Source organism: Kitasatospora sp. NPDC057940, assembly GCF_042887425.1.
Taxonomy (GTDB): domain Bacteria; phylum Actinomycetota; class Actinomycetes; order Streptomycetales; family Streptomycetaceae; genus Kitasatospora.
In genome coordinates this window covers 481,489-508,128 of sequence record NZ_JBHVPH010000001.1, presented here as the reverse complement: position 1 = coordinate 508,128, position 26,640 = coordinate 481,489, and the positions used below count along the sequence as shown (strand labels likewise).

The window sequence follows — 26,640 nt, the reverse complement described above, 5'->3', positions numbered from 1 at the left end:
TTTTGTTGGTGGGTTGTTTTTGTTTTATTTTTCGTTTGTTCTGGGGCGGTGGGCCCGCCCCCCCCCCCCCGGGGGGGGGGGGGGGGGCGGGGGGGGGGCCCCCCCCCCCCCCCCCGCCCGCCCGCCCGCCCGCCCGCCGAAGGACGAGGAAGCATGGACCAGGACTTCAAGGACATCCCCACCACCACCCTGGCCGACGTACTCGGGCGCGCCCAGGTCATGGACATCGGCATCCGCCCGCTGTGGGCGGGGGCGCCGCAGGTGGCCGGCCCGGCGTTCACCGTGCAGTGCCCGCCCGGCGACAACCTGATGCTGCACGCGGCGATCCACCGGGCCGAGCCGGGCACCGTGATCGTCGTCGAGTCGGGCGACCTGGACTACGCGCTGGCCGGCGGCAACGTGTGCGCCGTCGCGCAGCGCCGGGGCATCCTGGCCTTCGTGGCCGACGGCCTGATCCGGGATCTGGGCGAGGTGCGGGAGCTGGGCTTCCCGGTCTTCGCCCGCGGCGTGATCCCGGTCCCGGGGGCCAAGCGGGAGCTCGGCACGCACGGCGCCCGGGTGCGCTGCGGCGGCGTGCTGGTGGCGGCCGGTGACATCGTGGTGGCCGACGAGGAGGGGGTCGTGGTGGTGCCCGCCGACCGACGTGCCGAGGCCCTGGAGGCGGCCCGCGCCAAGCTGGCCAAGGAGGCCGCCGAGACGCTGGACGACTGGGAGGCGGCGCACCGCGCCCGGATCGAGAAGACGCTCGGCGAGCTGGGCTTCACCGGCTGAACCCCTGCCCGGCGGACCCGACGGACCCGGCGAGCCCGGCGGGCCCGCGGTCAGCCCCGGTACAGCCCGTTCAGCTCGCCGTAGCCGAGCGCGCCGTCCAGCTCCGCCAGCGTCCCGGCGCCGAGCAGTTCGGCGGCCGCACGGCGCGCCGCGGTGTACGCGAGCTGGGCGAGCCCGGTGCCGACGCTGACCCGCCGCACCCCCGTGGCGGCGAGTTCGGCGACGGTCGGCCCGCCCGCGACGGCCATGGCGTTCACCGGCAGCGGGGAGCGCTCGCACAGCCCGGCGAGGGCGTCGAGGTCCAGCAGCCCGGGGACGAACAGGCCGTCGGCGCCCGCCTCGGCGTAGGCCTCGGCCCGGGCCAACACGTCGTCGAGGCCGCCCAGCCCGAACAGGAGGACGTCGGTGCGGGCGTTGACCACCAGCTCGGGCAGCCCGGCCGCGGCCGCCGCCGTCCGGGCCGCCCGCAGCCGGTCGGCCTGCTCGGCCACCGGGAACAGCGGGCCGCCGACGGCCGTCGAGTCCTCCAGGTTGACGCCGACGGCACCCGCCCCGACCAGCGCCGCCACGGTCGCGGCCACGTCGGCGGGCGTCGGCCCGTAGCCGCCCTCGGCGTCGACGGTGACGGGCACGTCCACGGCCGCGACGATCCGGCGGGCCGCCTCGACGGCCTGCGTCCGGTCCAGCCGGTGGCCGTCGCCGTGGCCGAGCGACCAGGAGACGCCGCCGCTGGTGGTGGCGATCGCCGGGGCGCCGGCCGAGGCGATGACGGCGGCGCTACCCGCGTCCCAGGCGTTGGGCAGGACGAGCGGGCCGTCCACGACGAGCTCCCGCAGCCGCAGCGCCCGCTCGCGCTGCGTGGGGGTGGGGGCCTGAGGGGGAGTGGACATGCGGGGTCACCGTTCTTCCGTGCCGTCGGGTGCTGCCTCGGTTCCCCCGCATCGTGCGGCCCGGCCCGGGCGGGCCACCACTGATTAAGCTGGGGCCGAATCTTCTGGGAGGGGCCCGGCATGCGGACGGCACTGCACTTCTCCGCGAACGACCTGGCGCTGACCCGTTTCGCCCTCTCCCCCATGCAGGAGGTGGTGACCAGCCTGCGCGCCCTCGCCCACTCCCCCGTCCCCGCGCTGCACCGCCGCTGGGCCGACCAGGTCCGCGACCGGCTGGCCGCCTCCGGACTCGACCGCGGCCGGCTGGCCGTCATGGTCCCGGCCGTCGGCCACCTGCCCGACTTCCTCAACCCCGCACCGGCGGGCTTCTCCCCCGCCCTCGCCGACGAACTGGCCGCGATCGCCGCCACCGGCGCCGGACAGGTCCGCGCCGACCTGGACGTCCTCGCCGCCGAGGCCGGCGGCCGCCTGCCGCCCGCCCTGGAGCCGCTGTACCGCGACCCGGCGGCGCAGCTGCCCCGGCTCACCGCCGAGATCGAGGCGTACTGGCAGCTCGCGCTCGCCCCGTACTGGGCCCGGATCCGCGCCCTGCTGGAGGCGGACGTGTTCCACCGCTCCCGGCAGGCCGCCGAGCACGGCACCGCGCGGATGCTGGACGACCTGCACGAGACGGTCCGCTGGGACGGCTCGGCGCTGCGCCTGGAGCGGCGGCACTGCGCGGTCGCCCGGCTGAGCGCCGGGGCCGGGCTGCTGCTCCTGCCGTCCGCCTTCGCCTGGCCGCGGGTGCTGACCCGGGTGCTGCCGCCGGACCCGCCGCAGCTGAGCTACCCGGCGCGCGGCGCGGCCACCCTGTGGGAGCCGCGCCCGAACGGACGCCCGGACGCGCTGGCCGCCGTCCTGGGCCGGTCCCGGGCCCGGTTGCTGGCCGAGTTGGACTCCCCGGCCTCGACCACCGAGCTGGCCCGCCGCACCGGTCTGTCCGCCGCCGGCGTATCGCAGCACCTGACCGCCCTGCGCGCGGCGGGTCTGACCAGCGCCCACCGGGCCGGTCACAGCGTCCTCTACGCCCGTACGGCGGTGGGCGATTCACTGTTCGAACCGTCCGATGAAGCGTTCGACCCGGTGCCGCCCCCGCGACGCCCCGCCCGGTGACCCGCCGGTACGAATGGCCCCGCACCGCACACCTCGGCACACCCCCTCCTCATATGATCGGAGCGACATGCGCCATGCTTGGTGATGCAGAGCACGGTACGGAACTTGCGCCGGACGGCCCACCCGCCGAACGGCCGAGAAGGAGGAAGCACGTGGACGACGTTCTGCGGCGCGCCGCACTCTTCGCGGCACTCGACGACGAACAGGCCGGCGAGCTGCGCGCTTCCATGACCGAGGTGACCCTCGCCCGTGGTGAGTCGCTGTTCCACGAGGGCGACCCGGGCGACCGGCTGTACGTCGTCGCCGAGGGCAAGGTCAAGCTGCACCGCGCCTCGCCCGACGGACGCGAGAACATGCTCGCCGTCCTCGGCCCCAGCGAGATGATCGGCGAGCTGTCGCTGTTCGACCCGGGCCCGCGCACCGCGACCGCCAGCGCGCTGACCGAGGTCAAGCTGCTCGGCCTGGGCCACGGTGACCTGCAGCCCTGGCTGCACGCCCGCCCCGAGGTCTCCATCGCGCTGCTGCGGGCCATCGCCCGCCGCCTGCGCCGGACCAACGACGTGATGTCCGACCTGGTCTTCTCCGACGTGCCCGGCCGCGTCGCCAAGGCCCTGCTGGACCTCTCCCGCCGCTTCGGCGTGCAGTCCGAGGAGGGCATCCACGTCGCCCACGACCTCACCCAGGAGGAGCTGGCCCAGCTGGTCGGCGCCTCCCGCGAGACGGTCAACAAGGCGCTCGCCGACTTCGCCGGCCGCGGCTGGCTGAAGCTGGAGGCGCGCGCGGTGGTGCTGATGGACGTCGAGCGGCTGTCGCGCCGCTCGCGCTGACCTCGGCGCGCACGTCTTCACGCCTTCGCGTCTTCACGACGTAACCGCCGAAGGGCCCGTCCGAGCGGACGGGCCCTTCGGCATTCCGCTGCCCACCCGCCGCGCGACGGGATCAGTCGAGGCCCGGGATCAGCCCGTGCTCCTCCAGGTACTCCAGCTGCGCCCGGACCGAGAGCTCGGCGGCCGGCCACAGCGCCCGGTCGACGTCGGCGTAGACCCGGGCCACCACCTCGTCCGCGGTCCGGCAGCCGGCCTCGACCGCGGTCTCCACCTGGGCGAGCCGGTTGGCCCGGTGGGCGAGGTAGTAGTCGACGGCGCCGAGCGCGTCCGCGAGCGCCGGACCGTGGCCGGGCAGCACCGTCCGCACGCCGTGCGCGGAGGCCATCGTGTGCAGGTGGCGCAGCGAGTCCAGGTAGTCGCCGAGCCGGCCGTCGGGGTGGGCGACCATCGTGGTGCCGCGGCCGAGGACGGTGTCACCGGTGAGGATCGCGCCGTCGGCGGGCAGGTGGAAGGTCAGCGAGTCCGAGGTGTGGCCGGGGGTGGCGACCACCCGCAGGTCGAGGCCGCCGACGTCCAGCCGCTGGCCGTTGACCAGGCCCTCGGAGCCCAGCCGGTGCGCCGGGTCCAGCGCGCGCACCTCGGTGCCGGTGAGTTCGGCGAAGCGGGCCGCGCCCTCGGAGTGGTCGGCGTGGCCGTGGGTGAGCAGGGTCAGCGCGACGCGTTTGCCCTGCTGTTCCGCGAGGTCGACCACCCGGCGCAGGTGGCCCTCGTGCAGCGGGCCGGGGTCGACCACCACGGCGAGGTCCGAGCCGGGCTCGGAGAGCAGCCAGGTGTTGGTGCCGTCCAGCGTCATCGGCGACGGGTTGGGCGCCAGCACGCACAGCGCCCGGGCCGTGGCCTCGCCGTCGATGGTGGCGGCCGGGTCGCCCGGCAGGAGCCCGCTCACCGGTTGTCCCCGCCGGGCCGGTGCAGGGCCCTGAGCGGCAGGGCCCGGACGAGCGGCCGCTGGGCCGTCTCGACGAACGGAACCAGGCTCTCGCAGGCCGGGGTACGGGGGATCAGGCGGCGGGCGGGCAGCTCGGGTGCCGTCCGGCGAGCCACGGCGTTGTGGGTCATCGGGCGTCGGTCCTCTCTGGTTTCGAGTCTGTTCGGCGTCGTCGGCGACAGCGCCGACGAGGGCGGCGCCGGCACGGTCAGGCGTCCTCGGGGAAGTCCCCGTCGATGGTCAGTTCGTCGTACCCGGGCCAGCGGACCGTCATCCGGTCGCCCCGGACCTCGGCCCGGCCCAGCACCGGCTCCAGCGACCGCCCGGCGGCCGCGTCCAGCGCCTCCGCGGCGGTGCGCACCGGCGCCAGCTCGCGCAGCACCGTCACGGTCGGCGGCAGCATCCCGAACCGGCCCTCCTGGTAGCCGAGAAGGGCCTCGGCGGGCGTCAGCCAGGCCACCCGGTCGGCCTCGCCGACCTCCAGGGCCGCGCTCTGCCCGGCCGGCAGCGCCGCGACGAAGAACCAGGTGTCGTAGCGGCGCTCCTCGAACTCCGGGGTGACCCAGCGGGCCCAGCCGCCCAGCAGGTCGCTGCGCAGCACCAGAGCGTGGTCGCGGAGGAACTCGGCGAAGGACAGCTCGTGCGCCTCCAGCGCCGCCCGCTCGGCGCTCCAGTCGCGCGGCGCGGCGACGCTGTCCGCGTCCGGGCCGGCCAGCAGCACGCCGGCTTCCTCGAAGGTCTCGCGGACGGCCGCGCAGACCACCGCCCGCGCCGTCCGGGCGTCCACCCCGAGCCGCCGCGCCCACTCCTCGGGCGCCGGTCCGGCCCAGCCCGTCTCCACCTCGGCGTCGCGCGGATCCACCCCACCGCCCGGGTAGGCGTACATGCCGGCCGCGAAGGCCATCGAGGTGCGCCGGCGCAGCAGGTACGCCTGCGGCCCGGCGGCCGCGTCGCGCAGCAGCACGACCGTCGCGGCGAGCCTGGGCACCGGCGGGGTCAGCACGCCGGAGTCGACCGCCCGGATCCGGGCGGGCCAACCGGGCGGCATCGGGAGCGTCGTCGCTCGATGGTCCATGCCCGGATGCTAAGCGTACGAAGGCGGGGTTGGACAGGCCCAACCCCGCCTTTCGCGATCACGCTCAGCTGTTCTTGACGCGCACCTGGAGCTCGACCTCGACCGGGGCGTCCAGCGGCAGCACCGCGACGCCGACCGCACTGCGGGCGTGCACCCCGGCCTCGCCCAGCACCTTGCCGAGCAGTTCGCTGGCACCGTTGATCACGCCCGGCTGACCGGTGAAGTCGGGGGCGGAGGCGACGAAGCCGACCACCTTCACGACCCGCTCGATCTGGTCCAGGTCACCGATCACCGACTTGATCGCGGCCAGCGCGTTCAGCGCACAGGTCTGCGCGAGCTCCTTGGCCTCCTCCGGGGAGACCTCGGCGCCGACCTTGCCGGTGCTCGGCAGCTTGCCGCCGACGACCGGCAGCTGGCCGGAGGTGAACACGAACTCGCCCGAGCGCAGGGCCGGCACGTACGCGGCGACCGGAGCGGCCACCGGCGGCAGGGTCAGCCCCAGGTCGGCGAGCTTGGCCTCGACCTTGCTCATGCGTTCTTCTCCCGCTTGAAGTAGGCCACCAGCTGCTCCGGGTTCGGGCCCGGCACGACCTGGACGAGCTCCCAGCCGTCCGAGCCGAAGTTGTCCAGGATCTGCTTGGTGGCGTGCACGAGCAGAGGCGCCGTCATGTATTCCCACTTGGTCATGGCCAGACTCTAGACGAGCGGCCACCGCGATCGGCGCCGCCCACGGACCGGCGTGTGAGGTGGCCCACAAAGGGGGCATGATTCAGGCCCGGCCCCCCTGGTGCTCCGGGCATCCGGCGCGCTCCCTGGTTACCCTCGCGAGAGGGCACCGGTAGTTCGGGCCGGCCGACGGAGCGGCCCCGGCCCACGAGACGGACGGAGACGGAGCGTGGCACGCACCCCCGGCCAGGCGGCCCGGCGCGACCCCGACTGGGAGGGCGTCCGGCTGCACGTGGTCAGCGGCAAGGGCGGCACCGGGAAGACCACGCTGGCCGCCGCGCTGGCGCTGGCGCTCGCCGCCGACGGCAGCCGGGTGCTGCTGATCGAGGTCGAGGGGCGCCAGGGCATCGCCGAACTGTTCGGCATCGCCGCCCTCCCGTACGAGGAGCGCCGGATCGCCGCGGTCTCCCGCGCCCAGCTGGGCCTGCCCCCCGACGACGGGGGCGGCGGAGGCGGCGGCGAGGTGCTCGCGCTGGCCATCGACCCCGAACAGGCGCTGCTCGAGTACCTGGAGATGTTCTACAAGCTCGGCCGGGCCGGCAAGGCGCTGCAGAAGGTCGGCTTCGTCGACTTCGCGACCACCATCGCGCCCGGCGTCCGGGACGTCCTGCTCACCGGCAAGGCCTGCGAGGCGGCCCGGCGCAAGGGCCCGGACGGCCGCCGCCGCTACGACGCGGTCGTGATGGACGCGCCGCCGACCGGGCGGCTCACCCGGTTCCTGAACGTGAACGCCGAGGTCGCCGGGCTGGCCCGGATCGGGCCGATACACACCCAGGCGCAGGCCGTGATGCGGGTGCTGAAGTCGCCGGAGACCGCGGTGCACCTGGTCACCCTGCTGGAGGAGATGCCGGTGCAGGAGACGGTCGACGGCTTCGCCGAGCTGCGCGAGGCCAGGCTCCCGGTGGGCGGGGTGATGGTCAACATGGTCCGGCCGCCGGTGCTGGACGCCGCGGCGGTGGCCGCGGTCGACGGGGACCACCGCGAGGAGGTCGCCCTGGCCCTCGGCGAGGCCGGGCTCGGCGGGCGCTCGCGCAAGCCGGAGACGGTCCGGGCGGCGGTGGAGCCGCTGCTCGACCCGCTGCTGGAGCAGGCCAGGGAGCACGCCGAGCGGGTCGAGCTGGAGCGCGAGCAGCGCGCCGACCTCCAGCAGCTGCGGCTCCCCACGTACGAACTGCCACTGCTGGGCGAGGGCGTGGACCTCGGCGGGCTGTACCGGCTGGCGGGCGAACTGAAGCGGCAGGGGGCGGCGTGACCACCAACGGAACCAGCGGAACCAGCGGGAACGGCGGGGCCGGCCGGGCCCACGGCGGCGGCAGCAGCGGCGTCGGCAACGGCGGGGTCGGCAACGGCGGGGTCGGCAACGGCGGCAGCGGTGTCCGGGCCGCTGGCAGCCGGCTCGCCGTCGACGGGCTGATCGACGACCCGAGGACCAGGATCATCGTCTGCTGCGGCTCCGGCGGCGTCGGCAAGACCACCACCGCCGCGGCGATCGGCCTGCGGGCCGCCGAACGCGGCCGCAAGGTCGTCGTTCTGACCATCGACCCGGCCCGCCGGCTCGCCCAGTCGATGGGCCTCACCGAGCTGGACAACACCCCCCGGGTCGTCAAGGGGGTCACCGGCAACGGCGAGCTGCAGGCCATGATGCTCGACATGAAGCGGACCTTCGACGAGGTCGTGCTCGCCCACGCCGAGCCCGAACGGGCCAAGGCGATCATGGAGAACCCGTTCTACCAGTCCCTGTCGGCCGGCTTCGCGGGCACGCAGGAGTACATGGCGATGGAGAAGCTCGGGCAGCTGCGCGACGCCGAGGAATGGGACCTGATCGTCGTCGACACCCCGCCGTCCCGCTCCGCGCTGGACTTCCTGGACGCGCCCAACCGGCTCGGCTCCTTCCTCGACGGCCGGGTGATCCGGATCCTGACCGCCCCGGCCAAGGTCGGCGGCCGCAGTGCGATGAGGTTCCTCAACGCCGGCATGGGCCTGATCACCGGCACCCTGGGCAAGATCTTCGGCGCCCAGCTGCTCACCGACGTGCAGACCTTCGTCAGCGCGATGGACTCGATGTTCGGCGGCTTCCGCGAGCGCGCCGACCGCACGTACCAGCTGCTCAAGGCGCCGGGCACGGCGTTCCTGGTGGTGGCCGCGCCGGAGCGGGACGCGCTGCGCGAGGCGGCGTACTTCGTCGACCGGCTCGCCGCCGACCGGATGCCGCTGGCCGGTCTGGTGCTCAACCGGGTGCACGGCTCGGGCGCGCCGCAGCTCACCGCGGAACGGGCGCTGGCGGCCGCCGAGGCACTGGAGGAGAACGGTTCGGAGCACGCCTCGCCCGAGGCCGAACTGCTCGCGGCCGGGCTGCTGAGGCTGCACGCCGAACGGATGCAGATCATGGGGCGGGAGCGCCGCACCCGCGACCGCTTCGTCTCCGTGTACCCGGACGTGCCGATCGTGGAGGTCGCCGCGCTGCCGGGCGACGTGCACGACCTGGACGGGCTGCGCGCCATCGGGGACCGGCTCAGCGGCACCGCGTAGGCACCGGCCCGGCCCGGGCGCCCGGCACCGGTGCGCCCGGCGCGAACGCCCTCGACGCGGGTGTCCTCGGCGTGAACGTCCTCAGCCCGAACGTCCTCGGCGCGAACGCCCTCGACGCGGGTGCGCCGGACACGGGTGCGCCGGGCACCGATGTCCTCAGCCCGATGGCCCCCCGGCACCGGTCTGCCACGGCGCGGGTCCGCCCGCGCCGGTGTGCTCAGCCCGCCTGGGCGTAGTCCGTCAGTATCACGCCGGTCGCGAGGGACTCCTCGTACTCGGTGCGGGCCGTCTCCAGCAGTCTCCGCCACGAGATGACCGTCGGGCGGCGGCGCAGCAGCGCCCGGCGCTCGCGCTCCGTCATCCCGCCCCAGACCCCGAACTCGACCCGGTTGTCCAGTGCGTCCGCCAGGCACTCCGTGCGGACGGGGCAACCGCTGCACACCGCCTTGGCGCGATTCTGCGCCGCCCCCTGGACGAACAACTCGTCCGGATCACTCGTGCGGCAGGCGGCCTGCGCACTCCAGTCGTCAACCCAGCCCATCCCGGCGCCGTCCTCTCCCGTATCGAGGCTCCCCCACGGCGGCAACGGCATATTCACCGTTGCCAGTTGAGGACGTTACGGAAGAACGACAGCGAGCAACAGCCCCTCCGGGCTCAATCTCGCATGACCCGATTGGACTATGGGTACCGGTCAGCTCACTCGTTGGAGTGATCGCAGGTCGCAAGCCTTGTCAATCGCGGCGCGGCAACTCTCGCCACGCGTGTCATCACGGAGCGCTACCGTTCACACGGGTACAGCAGGCCACAGCTGCCTCAAAAACCCTCTAATATCGGGCAATTCGGGCAAGTCTCTGCACTCACAAGAGTGAATGGTGTTGACGCACCGAAGCTGTCGCAAGCTTGTGACAAGCGTAGGGGAACACCTGCCCCTATGGGCGGGATTCCGGGACGTAGGGTTCTCCTCATGGCACCGAAGCGCCCCCAGGCATCCCAGCCCCCAGGCAACACCGGAGCTCCGCGCGACAAGCGCCGCGAGTCGCCGCTCGACATCGCGGGACACGGAGTGAAGTTCCTGGGCGTCAGCGTGCTCTCCGGAGTCCTGCTGGCAGGCCTCGCCCTGCCCGCCGTCGGCGCCATCGGGCTGACCGCCAAGGACACGGCGGAGAGCTTCTCCAACATCTCCGACGACTTCAAGACCCCGCCGCTCACCCAGGCGACGCAGATCTTCGACGCCAAGGGCGGCCTGATCGCCAAGGTGTACGAGCGCGACCGCACGGTCCTCACCGCCGACCAGATGTCACCGTTCATGCGGCACGCCCAGGTCGACATCGAGGACGCCCGCTTCTACGAGCACGGCGCCGTCGACCTCAAGGGCGTGCTCCGCGCCATCGGCAAGAACGCCGAGAGCGGCACCACCTCGCAGGGCGCCTCGACGCTGACCCAGCAGTACGTGAAGAACGTCAACGTCGAGAAGGCCGGCGACGACCAGGCCGCGGTGCTGGAGGCTCAGCGCAAGACCCTGGGTCGCAAGATCCAGGAGCTCAAGGTCGCGATCAAGCTGGAGGAGGACCTGTCGAAGGACCAGATCCTCACCAACTACCTCAACATCACCTTCTACGGCCACCAGGCCTACGGCATCGAAGCCGCCTCCCAGCGCTACTTCAGCAAGAGCAACAAGGACCTGACCGTCGCCGAGGCCGCCACCCTGGCCGGCATGGTGCAGAACCCGTCGTCCTACGACCCGGTGCGCTACCCGGACAACACGGTCAAGCGCCGCAACGTCGTGATCGACAAGATGCTCGAGAACAAGCACATCACCGCGGACCAGGCCAAGGAGGCCAAGGCCGCCCCGCTGGGCCTGAAGTTCAAGGACCCGCAGAACGGCTGCATCACCGCCCAGGCCGGCATGGGCTTCTTCTGCGACTACGTGCGCCACGTGGTCAAGCAGGACCCGGCGTTCGGCAAGAGCGCCGCCGACCGCAAGAAGCTGTGGGACACCGGCGGCCTCAACATCTACACCACGCTGGACCCGGACAAGCAGGCCGCCGCCCAGAACGCCGTCACCAAGAAGGTCAACGTGACGGACACGGTCTCGGCCGCCGCGACCATGATGGAGCCCGGCACCGGCAAGATCCTGGCCATGGCCCAGACCCGCCCGTACGGCCTGGACCCGAACAAGAACCAGACCGTCGTCAACCTCAACGTCGACTCCGCGATGGGCGGCGGCAACGGCTTCCAGACCGGTTCGACGTTCAAGCCGATCCTCGCCGCGGCGGCCCTGGAGTCGGGCCTGTCGCCCACCCAGCCGTTCCCCTCCGAGAACAAGATCGACTACCCGCAGATGACCACCTGCACGGGTACCTGGAGGAACACCGACAAGCCCAAGGCCACGGTGAAGAACGAGTCGGCCGGCGAGGTCGGCCCGTACGAGCTCAAGCAGGCCATGGCCCTCTCGGTCAACACCTACTTCGTGCAGATGGAGCAGCAGGTCGGCCTCTGCGCGATGAAGCAGATGGCCAACAAGCTGGGCATCACCCAGTCCGCCAAGGGCGACGCCTTCCAGGAGGTCCCCTCGATGGTCCTCGGCACCCTGGAGCTCAGCCCGCTGACCATGTCGAACGTCTACGCGACCTTCGCGGCCCGCGGCAAGTACTGCACCCCGATCGCGATCAACAAGATCAGCACGGTCGACGGCAAGGACGTCAAGGTCCCGCAGACCACCTGCAGCCAGGCCTTCTCCGAGCAGACCGCGGACGCCCTCAACACCGTCCTGCTCAACGTGACCGAGAAGGGCACCGCGGCCGCGCTCAAGCTCGACGACGGCCGACAGATCGCCGGTAAGACCGGTACCACCGACGAGAAGAAGGCCGCCTGGTTCAGCGGCTACACCCCGTCGCTGGCCACCTCCGTCTGGCTCGGCGGCCCGGCCGGCGGCGTCAAGATGAAGAACATCAACATCGGCGGCAAGCACTTCGACGAGGTGTTCGGCGCCGACGGCCCCGGTCCGATCTGGCAGCTCGCGATGAACCAGGCCCTCAAGGGCTCGTCCCCCGAGCAGATCCAGACCATCAACATCCCGGACCCGGCACCCAAGACCGACCCCAACGCCAACCAGACCGGTGGGGCCACCCCGCCGGCCGACCCCAACGCCAACCAGCAGCCCGGCGGCAACCCGCCGCCCCAGGGCGGGAACCCCGGTGGCAACCCGGGCGGGAACCCCGGCGGCGGCAACCCGGGTGGGGGCAACCCCGGCGGAAACCCGGGCGGCGGCAGCAACAACGCCGGCGGGATGATCGGCGGCGGGTTCACCTTCCCGCCGGGCGTCATCGGCGGGAACAACGGTGGCAACGGCGGAAACGGCAACGGCGGCAAGCACGGCGGCAACAACGGCTGACCGGCCCCCGGACCGGGCACGACACGATGAAGGGGCGCCCTCCGAGATCACTCTCGGAGGGCGCCCCTTCGGGCTTGGCGGACGGTGCCGTACGGGCCGCGGCCGGCCGGCGTCCTTCGGGCCTGGCGGCGGGGCTCAGCCCGTCAGCGCCGCCTTCACCGCGGCGGCCACCCGGCCGCCCTCCGCCAGGCCGTCCACCTTCGGCTTCACCAGCTTCATCACGGCGCCCATCGCCTGCGGACCGGCCGCCCCGCTCTCGGCGACGGCGGCCGCCACGATCGCGGTCAGCTCCTCGTCGGAGAGCTGCTTGGGCAGGTACCCCGCCAGCACCTCGCCCTCCTCGCGCTCCCGGGCCGCCTGCTCCACCCGGCCGGCGGTGTCGAACGCCTCCGCCGCCTCCCGGCGCTTCTTCGCCTCGCGGCCGATCACCTTCAGCACCTCGTCATCGGACAGCTCGCGCTTCGCCTTGCCCGCCACCTCCTCGCTGGTGACAGCGGCCAGCGTGAGCCGGATGGTGGACGAGCGCAGCTCGTCCCGGTCCCTGATCGCAGCCGTGAGGTCCTCGTGCAGCTTCGCCTTGAGCGTCGTCATGGCCCCGAGTCTCCCACCTGCGACGTTCGGTCGCTTGCCATTAACCGGCCCGGCCGCGCCGACGACCTCCCCGGAGCGGAGCAGTCCCCCGTATCCGCGCACGGCCACCGGACGTTCACCGGCTGATCCACCGTCTGAGAGCATGGAGCGATGCGACCGCTGTACTCCGTTCCCCTCGGCTTCGCCGCCGCCGGCGCCGCCTGCCTCGCCTACTCCGTCGGGTACGAGGTCCGTTCCTTCCGGCTCCGCCGGGTCGAGGTCCCCGTCCTGCCCCACGGCGCCCGGCCCATCCGGGTACTGCAGGTCTCCGACATCCACATGGTGAGCGGGCAGGGCAAGAAGCAGCGCTGGCTGCAGAGCCTCGCCGGCCTGCGCCCCGACCTCGTGGTCAACACCGGCGACAACCTCTCCGACCCCCTCGGGGTCCCCGCCGCCCTGGACGCGCTCGGGCCCCTCATGGACTTCCCCGGCGTCTACGTCTTCGGCTCCAACGACTACTACGGCCCGGCCCGCAAGAACCCGGCCCGCTACCTCCAGGCGATGCGCAGCGGCGCCCACGGCCTCAACAACGCCGACGGCACCGGCCGCCGCGGCATCACCGGCGCCGTCCACAACCCGTGGGAGAAGCTCCGCGACGGCTTCGACGCGGCCGGCTGGCTCGACCTCACCAACACCCGCGGCCGGCTCACCATCGGCGGCCTCGACCTCGAATTCACCGGCCTCGACGACCCGCACATCCGCCGCGACCGCTACAGCGAGGTCGCCGGCGGCCCCTCCCCCGACGCCGACCTCTCCCTCGCCGTCGTCCACGCCCCCTACCTGCGCGTCCTCGACGCCTTCACCGCCGACCGCTACCCGCTGATCCTGGCCGGCCACACCCACGGCGGCCAGCTCTGCATCCCCTTCTACGGCGCCCTGGTCACCAACTGCGACCTCGACGCCCGACGGGTCAAGGGCCTCTCCACCCACCAGGCCGGCGGCCGCCGCTCCTACCTCCACGTCTCCGCCGGCTGCGGCACCAACCGCTACACCCCCGTCCGCTTCGCCTGCCCCCCCGAGGCCACCCTCCTCACCCTCACCCCGGCCCCCCGCTGACCTGCACCGGACGCCCGCCAAGAACCGGATTTCGTGTCTCGGCGAGCGTCCGGTAGAGTTCTACTCGTTGCGAAGGAGACGGAGCAACAAACCGCAGGACCGGGGTGTGGCGCAGCTTGGTAGCGCGCTTCGTTCGGGACGAAGAGGCCGTGGGTTCAAATCCCGCCACCCCGACCCAGTAGTTGCAGGTAAGGGCCCTGCCGGAGAAATCCGGTAGGGCCCTTCCTCGTTCTGCGCTACTAACTGAGTGACTAAGCCTCAGCGCCTTGCTTGAAGATGTCGTCCATGACCGTCGCACCGGTCTGGATCACCGGGCGGATCTGCTTCCGGTAGACCTCCTCCGTGACCGACGTACTGGAGTGCCCGACCAATCGGGAGATCTCCTCCAGGGGCACCCCACTGTCCGAGAGCAGGGACACGAAGCTGTGGCGTAGCTCACGCGGCGTCCACTCGGCGGCGTTCACTCCCTCGGCCTTGGTGATGGCGGCGCGGAAAGCTCGGCGGACGTGGGAGGGGTCCAGCTCTTTGCCCACCGCGGAGTGGAAGAAGAGGTCGTTCTCCTCCCACTTGTCACCGGCGGCGAGGCGATCCCAGCCCTGATCGGCCCAGTGGTCCCAGAGCGCTTCGACGCACCGGGCAGGGAGCGCGAGCGTCCTCCGAGACTTGCGGGTCTTGGTGTCGCCGCCGGCCCGAACCGACCGCCATACGGCGATGTGCGGCGGGACCGGTGGGGCCGCCTCCGGCTGGCCCTTCAGGAACACGTGGTCCCAGGTCAGCGCCCGCAGTTCCTCTGTCCGAGCACCTGTGAGCAGGGAGACCACGACGTAGGCGTACATGGAGGTCTTCTCGGCCGCCTTCAGGACCGCCTCGGCCTGGGCGAAGGTCAGCGCCTTCGATGGCCGGCCTGGCTGACCGGTGGGGACTGAGCACAGCTCGACCACGTTGCACTTCACCTTGTCCCGGGCCATGGCGCGCTTGACGGCCCGGTTCAGGCAGGAGCGGAGGCCCTGCAGCGTGCGCGTGCTCAGGGTCTTGGCCTTGCCGGCCAACCACCGGTCGACGTCCTCTGCGCTCAGGTCACGCAGCTTGCGGGCGCCGAGTGCCGGGACCACGTGCGTCCGGCTGAGGATGGTCAGGGTCTCTTCCTCCCGACCCGCCGGCGCCGCGGTGATTCCTTTGAGTGGTTGATGCTCGCAGACTCGGCCGTCGGGCTCAGCCTGCCCGACGGAATTGACGCGATCTCGGATCACCGAGTGTCGGCGGTCACTGACCGGCAACGAGCCGACATTGCAGGAGAGTTGGAGCACCTTCCCGAAACCGAGAAGCGGACGGCTCTGGCCTACACCCGGAGACAGCTCATGAACACCGCGGCTGGCTACTGGGTCGCTGCCACCGACGCTGGTGCTGCCGAACAGAGCCTGACCGGGGAGGTGTCATTGTCAAGCGTCCGAGCCGCCGCAGTTCTGACAGATGGTGCAGCCCGGGCGGTTGACGACTTTGGGGTCATGGGCTGGCCCGACCTCATGAGCCAGCTGGAGACGAGTGGCCCACGCGGGGTCATCGACCACACACGGGAGCTCGAACGCTCAGATCCACAAAGGCGACCCTGGCCCCGCTCGAAGTGCCACGACGATGCCACGGCGGTACTCATGCAGCGCGAGCCGGAAGGCTTGCTGGGCAAGCAACAAGTGATCCTCAGGGCGTGAGCGCCAGTTCTGTGCAAGCCCATGCGGGTGGCGTGTGGGATGGGGGTAGGTAGCTGGAGGGAGGGTGTGAAGGGGTGGGGTCAGAAGATGACTGTTACGAGTTTCGCTACTGGCTCAAGGGCGCGCACAGCGCGCCAGCGCGCGGCCCAGACGCTCGCCGTCGCTCCCGTCTTGCGCCCCGCTTCGACGGCGGCCGGCCGCGCACGTCGAGCGTGCGGCCGGGAGGGGTGCCGAGGTTAGAGCCCGTCGTGGCTGGGGTCGGGCAGCTCCACGGTTTTACCCACCTGCCAAAACCGCTCCACCGCCCGCGTGTTGTGAGCACCCCGGAGCAAACCGATGCCCACCTTGATCAACCCACGTCTCCCGGACAAGTCGACCTGTGATCCCCTACCCTGGTCATCCACGATCTTGGAGGCGGACGTGACCAGCCAGTACGCAGAGGGAATGCTCCCCGTCGATCCGGAATCAGGCGAGAGCGAAGAAGACGTAATAGAACGCCTGACTGCCGCGCGAGCCAGCGTGTCGGCCACTGACTGGACGATCGAAACAATCGTGGCACAGATGCGAAAGGGCAGGATTGACCTAAACCCTGCATTCCAGCGCCGCGCAGCATGGACCAACCCGACAAAGAGTCGATTTGTCGAATCGGCAATTCTTTCATACCCGATCCCGCAGATCGTCCTCGCGGAAAAAACCGATCGCGCCGGCCACTACTTCGTAATTGATGGAAAGCAAAGGCTCCTCGCCCTTCGCCAGTTCTACTCCGGCCAGAGGCAAGAAATTGATGCCGATTTTGAGCCATTCAAGATCACTGGCACATCAATCCTTGGCAGTGTTCGGGGATTCGACATCAAGAGACTTGAAGATGAACGATCCGACCTGTTTGACGCCTTCGAGAATCACACCATCCGCACGGTAACAATCAAGGGATGGGAGTCCGAAGACTTCCTCTATACGCTATTCTTGCGGCTAAACACGGGAAGCGTTCCACTCTCACCCCAGGAATTGCGCCAAGCTTTGGTTCCGGGAGCCTTCGTCAATTTCGTCGACGAGCAGTCTGGCATCAGTCCCGGCCTTCAGCACCTTCTTGGGAATAAGGGCCCAGACAGGAGGATGATCGATGCCGAAATGCTCGTTCGCTACTTCGGATTCCAGAATGAGTTCGTCCCCTATAAGGGAAACCTGAAGGATTTTCTGGACAAGACATGCATCTATCTCAACAAGAACTGGTCATCGAAGTCTGAGCTGATCAGGGGGCAACTGTCCGAGATGGAGCGCGCTATCGACGCGGCCCGACAAATCTTCAGCGACTCAGGGGCTTGTCACAAGTGGTCTGGGGTCCGCTGGGAGCGCTCGCTGAACCGCGCGGTGTTCGACGTGCAGATCCACGCCCTCGCAGACGAGCGCGTCAGGGACGCTGCACTGGGCCGAAAGCACGAGGTCTTGAAGGCGTTCAAGGATGTCTGCGTCGAAAATGACAAGTTCATTGCGGCCATCACAAGCACGACGAAGAGCATTGACGCCACCAGTAGTCGCTTTGAAATCTGGGCAAATGCGCTCGGAGGAGTGCTAGGGGTGCCAATTCCTCGGCCTACCTGCCTCAACAGCTAGGGGGCTCGGCTGTGGACCTCCTCGACGAACTGAAGAACGATATAGCCGAGCTGAAGTCTTCATTACTGCCCGATGATGTCCTTCAGGTCAAGGCTCCCGACGACCTAACTCGCCGCCAAGAGCTACTGATCTCCTCCTTCGTAATTCTCTCACATGCACACATTGAAGAGTTTATCGAGAACCTCTTCCTTGAATATGTCGAGAATCGAGAAAAAGAGATCACGGACACGACCGTGCCTCACTGCTTCGTCAAACTGGCACTACACTTCTCTCCGGACTTGATCGGTCAAGGCGCTGGAAATAAGTTCCCGACACGCCAAATCTGCGCGACCGCCAAGAATCTATACATCTCAAAGGTGATTAATACAAATCACGGACTCAAGGAATCCAATGTAGGCGCCCTCGCCAAGCCGCTCGGAGTCCACGGAGAAAAGCTTTCAAATACGTGCGAGCAGCTCTTTGTCACATTGAATACACTTGGCGGCAAACGGGGCCGCATGGCTCACACTTCATCTCGAAATCAATCTGCTAGCGAAACCGCCTATGCTAGTCAAGCTATCGTTTGGGTCGACGATGTCATCAACCTAGCGCATCAACTCAACAACTATCTGCGCTCTGGAAATTAAGCTCCGGCAGTAGCACATCGAGCTGCGCTGCGCCCTGACGCCCCTGCCGGCGGCCGAACCGAGTGTCTTACTGCGCTACAACGGGTGCGCACCTTGGCGGACGGCCACGGACGGTAGGGAACCCGTTCTGGCAGGTCAGCGGCGCTACCCGCCGAGGTCAGGCGGGTGCCCAGGTTGCTTCGGGGCGAAGAGGCCGTGGGTTCAAATCCCGCCACCCCGACCCAGTACAGAGGGCCCATCGGAGAAATTCGGTGGGCCCTCTGGCGTTGTGCGTGACTAACTGAGTGACCGAGCCTCACGATCTTCCGCGAACAGATCACCCCTGGCCGTCGCACCGGTCTGGACCACCGGGTGGATCTCCTTCCGACGGGCCTACCTCGTGACGGCCGCGCTGATCGGGCAGTACGTGGCGGTGAGTTTCGAGCTGCGGCGGGACGCCGGCTGGGGAACGGGCACGGGGTCCGTCGCAGGTCACGCAGGGGGCGGACAGCAGCTCTTGTAGAGCAAGGATCCTCCCGGGCCCATCCGTAGGATCATCTGCCCCGCGTGACTACGCTGTGGCTCTACGACAGTGGGGGGAAGGGCGAGTGCCATGACAGCGTGGATTCTGGTGTGCAACCCAGCGAGGTTCCGTATCGACGACCTGCGGGCAGACAACGGCGAGTTGGACTCCTGGACAGTCCGGCGCTACCTCAACGAGATGCAAGAGGGCGATCCGTTTGCACTGTGGGTGAGCGGTCCAGGCGGCGGTGTCGTGGCGCTTGGCGAGCTCACAGGTGAGCCGCGCTGGAGTGGCGACGAGAGGGCGGACCATCAGTACTGGGTAGAGCCGCCCGGCGCCCGGGATGCCGTGCCGTTGAAGGTTGAGAAGTGGCTGGAATCCCCAATCCCGCGAGCTTGGTTCATCGACAATGAAGTCTTCGCTGGTGCCGGAATCCTGTCCCAGCCGTTCGCCGGAAATCCCCACCGTCTCACGAACGAGCAGTGGAACGCGCTGACCACCAGGGCCGAGCAAGCCGTAGCCTCTGGGCTGGACAGCGAGATTCCGGCAGGCGATGGCTGGCACCTCCAGCCGGGCGATCAGATCCGCCGAGTCGAACTCCACGACCGCTACGGGGGCAGCCGTCAAGGAGGAATTAGTCCGTCATCGCAGTCCAAGAACGTTCTGTTCTTCACGGACGCCAGCACGGGCGAACAGCACGGCTATGACGACGTCTGGGAGTCTGACGACCATTTCCGCTACACCGGCGAGGGGCAGAACGGCGATCAGGTCTTCGCCAAAGGCAACAAGGCCATCCGGGACCACCTCCGGGACGGTCGGCACCTTCGCCTCTTCATCGGCAGCCGGGGCATCGTCCGCTACGCGGGTGAGTGGATCCTCGATCCCAACGAGCCCTACTCATGGGGCAGCGCCAAGTCCACGAACGGCGGACCGAAGCGGAAAGTGATCCATTTCCACCTGATTCGACTGGGGGCCGCGGTAACCGCCCCAGGCGTACCAGTGGGCAGTGCCTACCGCGTTGAAGACGAGACCACCGTTCCAGCGCCGGCTGCCCCAAGCGCCCCGGACCCGGCGCTGGTGGGGCGAAATCTCAACACGCATCGGCAACTTCAGAACGCGCTCGCCAAGGAGGTGCAGGCCCGTGGCATGAAGCCACTGTCGCCGACTCCGGCCGACCCCGCCTTTGATATCGCTTGGCACGACGGGGACACCCTGACGGTGATCGAGGTGAAGTCCTTGCGACCCGAGAACGAGTCTCATCAACTGCGCACCGGAATAGGGCAGTTGCTTGACTATGTGGACCAGCTCAGTGCGCGCGCCCCGCGGGTTCGCGGAGTCCTGTGGTTGGAGCGGACGCCGCTGGAAGAACGCTGGTTGGGCATCTGCGAACGCGCCGGGGTGGTGCTTGCGTGGCCGGGGGCAGACACCAAGGTCTGGGAGCAACCGCAGGCCCTCTGACCGTGGCCAGCCGTGCTCCAGGTTGCGGAACCGTCCTGGGGCCGCGTGCGTTTCGCGATACGAAGTTCGCCTGGTGGATCAGTTGGGGGCTCAATGTCGAAGACTAGTCGGGTGGATGCTCTCTGCGCGGCCGCGGCTGCCTTGCGCGTCGATCGGTCGTCTGGGGTGCCTGCCAGACACCAGCCGATCACCTTGCTGTGGGCCATCGGGCGAGCGGCAGCGAACCAGCCGCGAATGGTGCGCTGGACGAAGGCGCGGGCTGAGCTGAAGCCGTTGCTTGAGGAGTTCGGGCGCACTGGGGCGGACCCCTCGCCGGAGTATCCGTTCGTGGCCTTGAGCCGGTCCGGACTGTGGGAGCTCCGCGGGTACGAAGGCGAGGTTCCGGCAGCCCGCGGGTCGGGACTCCAGCGATGGCTCGATGACCACGAGCCACTGGGCGGGCTGGAGCACGACTTCTACGAGCTGATGGCGACTGCCCCTGCGGCTCGCAAACGCGTGGTCGACACCCTGATGAGTCGATTCTTCGATACAGAGAAGAGCGCAGACTTGTTGAAAAATGTCCGACTCGGCATCCCCGATTTTGACGGATACGGGGCCGTACCGGGGATCGAGGTGGGCCGCGTCTTCGCGAACCGGCAGGCACTGCATGACGTCGCCGTGCACCGGCCGCTCCAGGCAGGCATCTGCGGCACTGCGGACGGCGGAGCAGAGTCCATCGTATTGTCCGGCGGCTACGAGGATGACGAAGACCACGATGACGTCATCATCTACACCGGACAGAGTGGGCGTGACAACAACACCGGTCGGCAGGTACGCGACCAGACTCTTACTCGCGGAAATGCCGCTCTTGTGACCAGCCAAACAACTGGCATTCCGGTACGAGTGGTCAAAGGCGATAAAGATACTGGTTACCGTTACGACGGGCTCTTCCGGGTTGAAGCCTTCTGGCATGCCGTTGGTCAATCCGAATTCCTGGTCTGGCGCTACCGGCTGACAAGGATCTCCTCGGACGAAACGGTCACTCAGGATCCGGCAGGTGTGGCACCGGAAGGTCGGAAGAGTACGACACGCGTGGAGACCACCTTTCAGCGGATCATCCGTAGTACCAAGGTGGCGAACTACGTTAAGCGCGTCCACGGCTTCACCTGCCAGGTGTGCGGCACGCGACTTGCCACGCCCACGGGCGCCTACGCAGAGGCTGCGCATATTCGGGCCCTGGGCAAGCCACACAACGGGCCTGACCTTGCCGGCAACATCCTGTGCTTGTGCCCCAACCACCACACGCTATTCGACTTCGGCATGCTGTCCATCGCGGATGACCTGACAATTACCGACCGTGCCACGGGTGCCCGCCTTGGGAGACTGCGTGAGGTTCGTGGTCATCGGATCGATCAAGGGCACCTGGCCTACCACCGGGAGCACCACTCCGAGAGGTGGAAACACGGGCAGGACGATGGAGCCGGCGACGAAGGTGCGGGCGACGTCGGGGAATAAGGCCCAGGGCCCTGCCGGAGGTGTTCGGGAGGGCCCTTTGGTGTGGGTGGGGGTGTCAGAGGGTGGTGGGGAGGTCGGCGCGGGAGGTGATGTGGAGCTTGGGGTAGGCCTTGTAGAGGTGGTGGGCGATGGTGCGGGGGCTGAGGAAGAGTTGGGCGGCGATCTCGCGGTTGGTGAGGCCTCGGGCGGCCAGGCGGGCGATCTGGAGTTCCTGGGGGGTGAGGGGGGAGTCGGGGGTGCCGGTGGGGCTGGTGGTGGGGGCCGGGGTGCCGGTGGCGGTGAGCTCGGTGCGGGCGCGGGCGGCCCAGGGGTGGGCGGCGAGGCGTTCGAAGGTTTCGAGGGCGGCGCGCAGGTGGGGGCGGGCGTCGGTACGGCGGCGGGAGCGGCGCAGCCATTCGCCGTAGAGGAGGGCGGTGCGGGCCTGCTCGAAGGGTCGGTGGGTGCCTTCGTGGAGGTCGAGGGCGGCGCGGTAGGCGGATTCGGCGAGCTCGTCGGGGCCGAGCAGGGCCTGGCAGCGGAGCCGGAGCGCTTCGGTCCAGGGGCGGTCGGCGGCGGCGCTCCAGCGGGCGAAGCGTTCGTAGGGTTCGGCGGAGCGTTCGGGGGTGCCGTACCGGACGGCGGCTTCGACCAGGTCGGGGACGGCCCGGGTGGCGCTGACGTGGTGCCGGTGGGGGCCGGTGGTGAGGGTGTGCAGGCGGTCGGCGGCGTCGCCGGCGCGGCCGTGGCCGAGGTCGAGCAGGGCGAGTGCCCAGTGGGCCCAGGGGCGGCCGGCGGCGGGGGCGGCGGTCTGCGGGCCGGTGGTGGCGAGGGATTCGGCGGTGAGCCGGGTGCAGCGGTCGGTGTCACCGTCGAGGGCGGCCAGGTAGGCGAGGAGCGCGGTGAGTTGGCTGGTCCACTGGTGCTGGCCGGTGTCGCGGGCAAGGGCGAGGGCTTCGGTGGCGGTGACTTCGGCGTCGCGGTGGCGGCCGTGGAAGAGTTCGGCCTCGGCGAGGAAGAACTGGAGGGTGGGCATCACACCGACGGTGCCCTTGGCACGGGCCTCGGCGACGAGTTCGCCGGCGAGTTCGGCGGTCTCGTCGTCGCGGCCGAGGATGAGGGTGGCGCCGCAGAGTTGGACGAGGTCGACGGGGGTTTCGGCGCCGGCCTTGCGGGCTGCCGCAGCGGTGTCGCGGGCGACGGGCGGCTGTGGTGCGGGCCGGCCGAGGGCGGGGAGTACGGCGGCGGGCAGGTGACGGGCGAGCGGGGCGAGCGGGTCGTCGTCGGCGAGCGGTAGCGCGGCCAGCCGGTCGAGGACGGCGATCACCGGTTCCTCGCCCGCGTACCAGGCGGTGTGGAAGGCCTGGAACAGCATCCGGGCGGCGTGCGGCGCCTCGATGGCGGTGCCGGCGGCGTCGAGCAGCAGCCGGTAGGCCGTCGGGTAGGAGCCGCGCCAGAAGTGCGCGGTGGCCCGGACCTGGTCGAGCAGGGCGTGTGCCAGGGGGTTGTCGGTGCGGGCCCCGGCCTCGTCGGCGAGGGTCTCGGCCTGCGCCAACTTCCCTTCTTCGGTGGCGGCTTCGGCGGCCAGGACGAGGCGGCGGGTGGCGGCGTCGTGGTCCGGGGTGAGCCGGGCGGCGCGCTCGTACGCGGCGGCGGCGCCGCCGTGGGCGCCACGGGCCTCGGCGCGGACGGCGGTGCGTTCCAGCGCGTCGGCGAGGGCGGCGTCGGGGGCGGTGGCGGCGTGGGCGCGGTGCCAGGTGCGGCGGTCGCCGTCCGGCAGTGCTCCGGCGATGGCCTGGTGAATCGCCAGTCGCTGGTGGTGCGGGGCGCGTTGCAGGATGGCGGCGCGCAGGAGCGGGTGGCGGAAGGCGATCCGGCGGTCGGGGGTGACGCTCGCCAGGCCCGATTCCTCGGCGGGGCCGAGGTGTTCGGCGGGGACGCCGAGGGCGGCCGCGGCGGGCAGGACGACGTCGAGTTCGCCGGTCTCCTCGGCGGCGGCGACCAGCAGGAGGGTCTGGGTGGCCGGGGGCAGGCCGGTGACCTGGCCGTGGAAGGCGATCAACAGCCGGCTGGTGAGCGGCAGGCCGCCGGGTGCGGGCGGCGGCGAGCCCGGGGTGTTCGCCTGCGTCCCGGTGGCGATGGGGAGTTCGGTGAGGGCGAGCGGGTTGCCGGCCGCCTCGACGAGCAGCCGCTCGCGGACGGCGGCGGGCAGGCCGGGGCCGGCCCGGTGGTCCAGGAGCCGGGCGGCGTCGGGCTCGGGCAGGCCGGTCAGCCGGAGCTCGGGGAAGCCCGTGGTCGGGAGTTCCGGTGCGCCGCCGCCGGTGCGCGCGGCGAACAGCAGGGCGACTCCTTCGGCCTGGAGCCGGCGGGCGGCCAGCAGCAGGGCGTCGAGGGAGGCGTCGTCCAGCCACTGCGCGTCGTCGAGGACGCACAACAGGGGCTGTTCGGTGGCGAGTTCGGCGAGCATTCCGAGGGTGGCGAGCCCGACCAGCAGCCGGTCGACCGGGGCACTCTCCTCGGCGAGTCCGAACGCCGCTTCCAGGGCGCGCCGTTGCGGCCCGGGCAGGGTGTGCAGCCGGTCGAGGCCGGGTGCGAGCAGCAGGCTCAGTCCGGCGAAGGGCAGTTCGGCCTCGTACTCGACGCCCGCCGCCCGGATCACCCGGAACGCCTCGCCCGCCCGCCCGACGGCGTGGTCCAGCAGCGCGGTCTTGCCGATCCCGGGCTCGCCCCGGAGCAGCAGCACCCCGCTGCGGCCTTCGCGTGCCGCGTCCAACAGTCCCGCCACGACGGACTGTTCGTCTTCCCTCCCGTACAGCATGGCCCCGACCCTACCGAGGCCCTCCCGGCCGCAGGTACGGGCGGGCCCGCCGAGCACAGCTACGTACCCCCGCCGGGAGCTACGTACCCCCATGCCGATACGTGACTGATTCGCCCGCGCCGGCCCGTCCCTACCTTTGCGAGCAGCGGGAACGAGCCGCTCAACCACCCACCGGGACACGGGAGAAGACCATGACCGAGATCACCGCCACCGCCCTCCAGCAGCTCGCCGAGCGCTACCTCGCGGTCTGGAACGAGACCGACCCGGGCGCCCGCCGCAAGCTGATCGACGAGGTGTGGGCCGTGGACGGCCGGTACACCGACCCGCTGGCCGCCGTCGCCGGCCGGGACGCGATCGACGCGCTGATCGGCGCGGCCCAGGCCCAGTTCCCCGGGCTGGAGTTCACCCTCGGCCCGGTGGACGCGCACCACGACATCGCCCGGTTCACCTGGAACCTCGGGCCGGCCGGCGCCGAGCCGGTGGTGATCGGCTTCGACGTCCTGGTGGCCTCGCCGGACGGGCGGATCGGCTCGGTGTACGGCTTCCTGGACCGCGTCCCGGGCGCCTGACGGCAGGCCGGACGGGTCGGGGGCGACCCCCACCGCCCCCGACCCACTCCCCCCAACCCCACTGAGGAGAAGCCGAGATGAGCTCCGCCCTGACCGCCCGCCCATCGACCGCGACCGGCGATGCGTCCGACAACGCGCCCGGCAAGGCGCCCGGAACCGCGTCCGGCAAGGCGACCGGCACCGCGCCCGGCAATGTGCCCGGCACCGCGGGCACCGCCGCGAGCACCACGGCGCCCGGGGCCGAGGCGGCGACCGGCGCCCCGCGCGGCCTGCTGGCGGTCGTCCTGACCGCCACCTTCATGACCGCCCTCGACTTCTTCGTCGTCAACGTCGCCGTCCCCTCCGTCCAGGCCGACCTGGGCGCCGGACCGGCCGCCGTCCAGTGGGTGATCGCCGGATTCAGCCTGGCCCTCGCGGCCGGCCTGGTCACCGCCGGCCGGCTCGGCGACCGGTACGGCCGGCGCCGGGTGTTCGGGCTCGGCCTGGCCCTGTTCACCCTCGCCTCCGCGGGCTGCGGCCTCGCCCCCACCGCCGCCGCGCTGGTCGGCGCCCGGGTGGTGCAGGGCCTGGCGGCGGCGCTGATGGGCCCGCAGGTGCTGGCGATCCTGCGGACGGCGTTCAGCGGCGCGGCGCAGGCGCGGGCCTTCGCCCGGTACGGGCTGACCATGGGCGTCGGCGCGGTGTTCGGCCAGTTGATCGGCGGGCTGCTGATCCGGGCGGACCTCTTCGGCCTCGGCTGGCGCAGCTGCTTCCTGATCAACCTGCCGATCGGCCTGGCCGCCCTGGCCCTGGTCCGCCGCTGCCTGCCGGAGTCGCGCGCCCCGCAACGGCCGGGCCTGGACCCGGTGGGCGTGCTGCTGGTCACCACCGCGCTGACCGCCCTGGTGCTGCCGCTGATCCAGGGCCCCGCGCAGGGCTGGCCGCTGTGGACCTGGCTCTGCCTGGGCGGCGCGGTCGCCCTGCTGGCCGGCTTCGTGGCGCATCAGCACCGCACCCGGACCCGCGCCACCGCCCATGACTCCGGCTCCGCCGCCCCGCTGATCGACACCCGGCTGTTCCGGACCAGGGCCTTCGGCGCCGGTCTGCTCGCCCAGCTCGCCTTCTGGCTCGGCCAGGCGTCCTTCTTCCTGGTGCTCGCCCTGTACCTCCAGCTGGGCCGCGGCCTGGACGCGCTCGGCGCCGGGCTGGTGTTCACGGCGATCGGCCTCGGCTACCTGCTCACCTCCAACGCCACCCACCGCGTCGCCGCCCGGCTCGGCGGGGCCCGGACGATCACCGTCGGCGGGCTGCTGATGGCCGTCGGGCTGGGCCTGCTCGCCCTCGCGGTGTACGGCGCGCCGGGCGGGAGCGTGTGGTGGCTGACGCCGGGGCTGTTCGTGGACGGCCTGGGGATGGGCCTGGTGATCGCCCCGGTGACCTCCGTGGTGCTGGCCGGGGTCGAGCCCCAGCTGGTCGGGTCGGCCGCCGGGGTGCTGGCCACCGTGCAGCAGGTCGGCGGGGCGCTGGGCATCGCGCTGATCGGCCTGCTCTACTACGGCGGGGGCGACCCGGCGGCCGCGTTCGGCCGCAGCGTGACGGCGCTGGCGGCGCTGGAGCTGGTGCTGGTGGGCCTGGTCCGGCTGCTGCCGCGGAAGGGCTAGCGGGACCGACCGGGCGCGCACGGGCGGACGGGCGGACGGGATCCCAGGAACGGGTGGGAGGGACGGGGCGGGTGGGGCGGGCGGGGGTGCAGCGGGCCCCCCCCCCCCCCCCCCCCCCCCCCCCCCCCCCCCCCCGCGCCCCCCCCCCCCGGGGTGTGTTTGGGGGTGTGGGGGTGAAAAGAGTGAAATTAAAAAAAAAAAAAAA

Annotated in this window: 23 protein-coding genes and 1 tRNA gene; 14 read left to right on the top strand and 10 right to left on the bottom strand. The window is 70.9% G+C overall.

What is annotated here, in order from left to right:
* Positions 1-153: 153 nt before the first annotated feature.
* Positions 154-771, top strand: a complete 618-nt coding sequence (locus tag ACFVTF_RS02315; protein ID WP_387807914.1) for an RraA family protein — start codon at positions 154-156, stop codon at positions 769-771.
* 50 nt (positions 772-821) lie between these two features.
* Here ACFVTF_RS02315 and ACFVTF_RS02310 read toward each other — a convergent pair whose 3' ends face one another.
* On the bottom strand, positions 822-1,661 hold the full coding sequence (locus tag ACFVTF_RS02310) for an isocitrate lyase/phosphoenolpyruvate mutase family protein (protein ID WP_387807911.1): 840 nt from the start codon (positions 1,659-1,661) through the stop codon (positions 822-824).
* 120 nt (positions 1,662-1,781) lie between these two features.
* Here ACFVTF_RS02310 and ACFVTF_RS02305 point away from each other — a divergent pair, with 120 nt between their 5' ends.
* Complete coding sequence (locus ACFVTF_RS02305) at positions 1,782-2,813, top strand: ArsR/SmtB family transcription factor (protein ID WP_387807908.1); 1,032 nt, start codon at positions 1,782-1,784, stop codon at positions 2,811-2,813.
* Between the two features lie 152 nt (positions 2,814-2,965).
* The gene (locus ACFVTF_RS02300) at positions 2,966-3,640 is read left to right on the top strand and encodes a Crp/Fnr family transcriptional regulator (RefSeq protein WP_030240972.1); all 675 of its coding nucleotides are present in this window, start codon (positions 2,966-2,968) and stop codon (positions 3,638-3,640) included.
* A 112-nt stretch (positions 3,641-3,752) separates the two neighbouring features.
* On the opposite strand, the gene ACFVTF_RS02295 is transcribed toward ACFVTF_RS02300, so the two are convergent.
* The 5 genes from ACFVTF_RS02295 to ACFVTF_RS02275 form a co-directional block, all read right to left on the bottom strand.
* Positions 3,753-4,586: an MBL fold metallo-hydrolase gene (locus ACFVTF_RS02295; protein ID WP_350881968.1), complete on the bottom strand. Its 834-nt coding sequence runs from the start codon at positions 4,584-4,586 to the stop codon at positions 3,753-3,755.
* A complete protein-coding gene (locus ACFVTF_RS02290; RefSeq protein ID WP_387807905.1) occupies positions 4,583-4,756 on the bottom strand; it encodes a hypothetical protein in 174 nt (57 codons plus the stop codon). Before ACFVTF_RS02290 ends, ACFVTF_RS02295 begins: the two co-directional genes overlap by 4 nt.
* A 77-nt stretch (positions 4,757-4,833) precedes the next feature.
* On the bottom strand, positions 4,834-5,700 hold the full coding sequence (locus ACFVTF_RS02285; protein ID WP_387807902.1) for an NUDIX hydrolase: 867 nt from the start codon (positions 5,698-5,700) through the stop codon (positions 4,834-4,836).
* Between the two features lie 64 nt (positions 5,701-5,764).
* The gene (locus ACFVTF_RS02280; RefSeq protein ID WP_063348662.1) at positions 5,765-6,232 is read right to left on the bottom strand and encodes a RidA family protein; all 468 of its coding nucleotides are present in this window, start codon (positions 6,230-6,232) and stop codon (positions 5,765-5,767) included.
* Complete coding sequence (locus tag ACFVTF_RS02275) at positions 6,229-6,387, bottom strand: DUF4177 domain-containing protein (RefSeq protein ID WP_167745864.1); 159 nt, start codon at positions 6,385-6,387, stop codon at positions 6,229-6,231. Before ACFVTF_RS02275 ends, ACFVTF_RS02280 begins: the two co-directional genes overlap by 4 nt.
* A gap of 208 nt (positions 6,388-6,595) precedes the next feature.
* On the opposite strand from ACFVTF_RS02275, the gene ACFVTF_RS02270 reads away from it, so the two are divergent.
* Complete coding sequence (locus ACFVTF_RS02270; RefSeq protein WP_371518060.1) at positions 6,596-7,678, top strand: ArsA-related P-loop ATPase; 1,083 nt, start codon at positions 6,596-6,598, stop codon at positions 7,676-7,678.
* A 158-nt stretch (positions 7,679-7,836) separates the two neighbouring features.
* Complete coding sequence (locus ACFVTF_RS02265) at positions 7,837-8,955, top strand: ArsA family ATPase (RefSeq protein ID WP_363579928.1); 1,119 nt, start codon at positions 7,837-7,839, stop codon at positions 8,953-8,955.
* Between the two features lie 217 nt (positions 8,956-9,172).
* On the opposite strand, the gene ACFVTF_RS02260 is transcribed toward ACFVTF_RS02265, so the two are convergent.
* Positions 9,173-9,496 (bottom strand): WhiB family transcriptional regulator, encoded by a 324-nt coding sequence (locus ACFVTF_RS02260; RefSeq protein ID WP_030240986.1) that lies wholly within the window; start codon positions 9,494-9,496, stop codon positions 9,173-9,175.
* A gap of 423 nt (positions 9,497-9,919) precedes the next feature.
* Between ACFVTF_RS02260 and ACFVTF_RS02255 the strand changes: the two genes are divergently transcribed.
* Entirely contained in the window at positions 9,920-12,349 is a 2,430-nt protein-coding gene (locus tag ACFVTF_RS02255; RefSeq protein ID WP_371518059.1) for a transglycosylase domain-containing protein, read from the top strand.
* Between the two features lie 135 nt (positions 12,350-12,484).
* Here the strand turns inward: ACFVTF_RS02255 and ACFVTF_RS02250 are convergent, their stop codons facing one another.
* On the bottom strand, positions 12,485-12,940 hold the full coding sequence (locus tag ACFVTF_RS02250) for a GatB/YqeY domain-containing protein (protein WP_371518058.1): 456 nt from the start codon (positions 12,938-12,940) through the stop codon (positions 12,485-12,487).
* Positions 12,941-13,090: 150 nt separating this feature from the next.
* On the opposite strand from ACFVTF_RS02250, the gene ACFVTF_RS02245 reads away from it, so the two are divergent.
* Together ACFVTF_RS02245 and ACFVTF_RS02240 are read left to right on the top strand one after the other, a co-directional pair.
* Positions 13,091-14,035 carry a metallophosphoesterase gene (locus ACFVTF_RS02245; protein WP_363579697.1) on the top strand — a complete coding sequence of 315 codons (945 nt, stop codon included), beginning with the start codon at positions 13,091-13,093 and terminating at the stop codon, positions 14,033-14,035.
* Between the two features lie 100 nt (positions 14,036-14,135).
* Positions 14,136-14,209 (top strand) — tRNA-Pro (locus tag ACFVTF_RS02240).
* Between the two features lie 77 nt (positions 14,210-14,286).
* Here ACFVTF_RS02240 and ACFVTF_RS02235 read toward each other — a convergent pair.
* Positions 14,287-15,342, bottom strand: coding sequence for a tyrosine-type recombinase/integrase (locus tag ACFVTF_RS02235; protein WP_387807899.1), 1,056 nt, complete (start codon positions 15,340-15,342; stop codon positions 14,287-14,289).
* A gap of 819 nt (positions 15,343-16,161) precedes the next feature.
* Here ACFVTF_RS02235 and ACFVTF_RS02230 point away from each other — a divergent pair.
* The 4 genes from ACFVTF_RS02230 to ACFVTF_RS02215 all read left to right on the top strand — a co-directional run bounded on the left by ACFVTF_RS02230 (position 16,162) and on the right by ACFVTF_RS02215 (position 21,432).
* Positions 16,162-17,352 (top strand): DUF262 domain-containing protein, encoded by a 1,191-nt coding sequence (locus ACFVTF_RS02230; RefSeq protein ID WP_387807896.1) that lies wholly within the window; start codon positions 16,162-16,164, stop codon positions 17,350-17,352.
* Between the two features lie 11 nt (positions 17,353-17,363).
* Complete coding sequence (locus ACFVTF_RS02225; RefSeq protein WP_387807894.1) at positions 17,364-17,978, top strand: HEPN domain-containing protein; 615 nt, start codon at positions 17,364-17,366, stop codon at positions 17,976-17,978.
* A 592-nt stretch (positions 17,979-18,570) separates the two neighbouring features.
* Entirely contained in the window at positions 18,571-19,938 is a 1,368-nt protein-coding gene (locus ACFVTF_RS02220) for an EVE domain-containing protein (protein WP_387807891.1), read from the top strand.
* A gap of 111 nt (positions 19,939-20,049) precedes the next feature.
* Complete coding sequence (locus ACFVTF_RS02215; RefSeq protein WP_387807888.1) at positions 20,050-21,432, top strand: YDG/SRA domain-containing protein; 1,383 nt, start codon at positions 20,050-20,052, stop codon at positions 21,430-21,432.
* 55 nt (positions 21,433-21,487) lie between these two features.
* On the opposite strand, the gene ACFVTF_RS02210 is transcribed toward ACFVTF_RS02215, so the two are convergent.
* Positions 21,488-24,226: an AAA family ATPase gene (locus ACFVTF_RS02210; protein WP_387807884.1), complete on the bottom strand. Its 2,739-nt coding sequence runs from the start codon at positions 24,224-24,226 to the stop codon at positions 21,488-21,490.
* Positions 24,227-24,417: 191 nt separating this feature from the next.
* Here ACFVTF_RS02210 and ACFVTF_RS02205 point away from each other — a divergent pair, with 191 nt between their 5' ends.
* Together ACFVTF_RS02205 and ACFVTF_RS02200 are read left to right on the top strand one after the other, a co-directional pair.
* The gene (locus tag ACFVTF_RS02205) at positions 24,418-24,795 is read left to right on the top strand and encodes a nuclear transport factor 2 family protein (protein WP_371518052.1); all 378 of its coding nucleotides are present in this window, start codon (positions 24,418-24,420) and stop codon (positions 24,793-24,795) included.
* Positions 24,796-24,872: 77 nt separating this feature from the next.
* Positions 24,873-26,435, top strand: coding sequence for an MFS transporter (locus ACFVTF_RS02200; RefSeq protein WP_387807882.1), 1,563 nt, complete (start codon positions 24,873-24,875; stop codon positions 26,433-26,435).
* The last annotated feature ends 205 nt before the right edge of the window (positions 26,436-26,640 follow it).

Coding starts and splice junctions, on each gene's coding strand:
- ACFVTF_RS02315 (WP_387807914.1), top strand. CDS start 154: ATGGACCAGGACTTCAAGGACATCCCCACCACCACCCTGGCCGACGTA.
- ACFVTF_RS02310 (WP_387807911.1), bottom strand. CDS start 1,661: ATGTCCACTCCCCCTCAGGCCCCCACCCCCACGCAGCGCGAGCGGGCG.
- ACFVTF_RS02305 (WP_387807908.1), top strand. CDS start 1,782: ATGCGGACGGCACTGCACTTCTCCGCGAACGACCTGGCGCTGACCCGT.
- ACFVTF_RS02290 (WP_387807905.1), bottom strand. CDS start 4,756: ATGACCCACAACGCCGTGGCTCGCCGGACGGCACCCGAGCTGCCCGCC.
- ACFVTF_RS02285 (WP_387807902.1), bottom strand. CDS start 5,700: ATGGACCATCGAGCGACGACGCTCCCGATGCCGCCCGGTTGGCCCGCC.
- ACFVTF_RS02280 (WP_063348662.1), bottom strand. CDS start 6,232: ATGAGCAAGGTCGAGGCCAAGCTCGCCGACCTGGGGCTGACCCTGCCG.
- ACFVTF_RS02275 (WP_167745864.1), bottom strand. CDS start 6,387: ATGACCAAGTGGGAATACATGACGGCGCCTCTGCTCGTGCACGCCACC.
- ACFVTF_RS02260 (WP_030240986.1), bottom strand. CDS start 9,496: ATGGGCTGGGTTGACGACTGGAGTGCGCAGGCCGCCTGCCGCACGAGT.
- ACFVTF_RS02255 (WP_371518059.1), top strand. CDS start 9,920: ATGGCACCGAAGCGCCCCCAGGCATCCCAGCCCCCAGGCAACACCGGA.
- ACFVTF_RS02250 (WP_371518058.1), bottom strand. CDS start 12,940: ATGACGACGCTCAAGGCGAAGCTGCACGAGGACCTCACGGCTGCGATC.
- ACFVTF_RS02245 (WP_363579697.1), top strand. CDS start 13,091: ATGCGACCGCTGTACTCCGTTCCCCTCGGCTTCGCCGCCGCCGGCGCC.
- ACFVTF_RS02220 (WP_387807891.1), top strand. CDS start 18,571: ATGACAGCGTGGATTCTGGTGTGCAACCCAGCGAGGTTCCGTATCGAC.
- ACFVTF_RS02210 (WP_387807884.1), bottom strand. CDS start 24,226: ATGCTGTACGGGAGGGAAGACGAACAGTCCGTCGTGGCGGGACTGTTG.
- ACFVTF_RS02205 (WP_371518052.1), top strand. CDS start 24,418: ATGACCGAGATCACCGCCACCGCCCTCCAGCAGCTCGCCGAGCGCTAC.
- ACFVTF_RS02200 (WP_387807882.1), top strand. CDS start 24,873: ATGAGCTCCGCCCTGACCGCCCGCCCATCGACCGCGACCGGCGATGCG.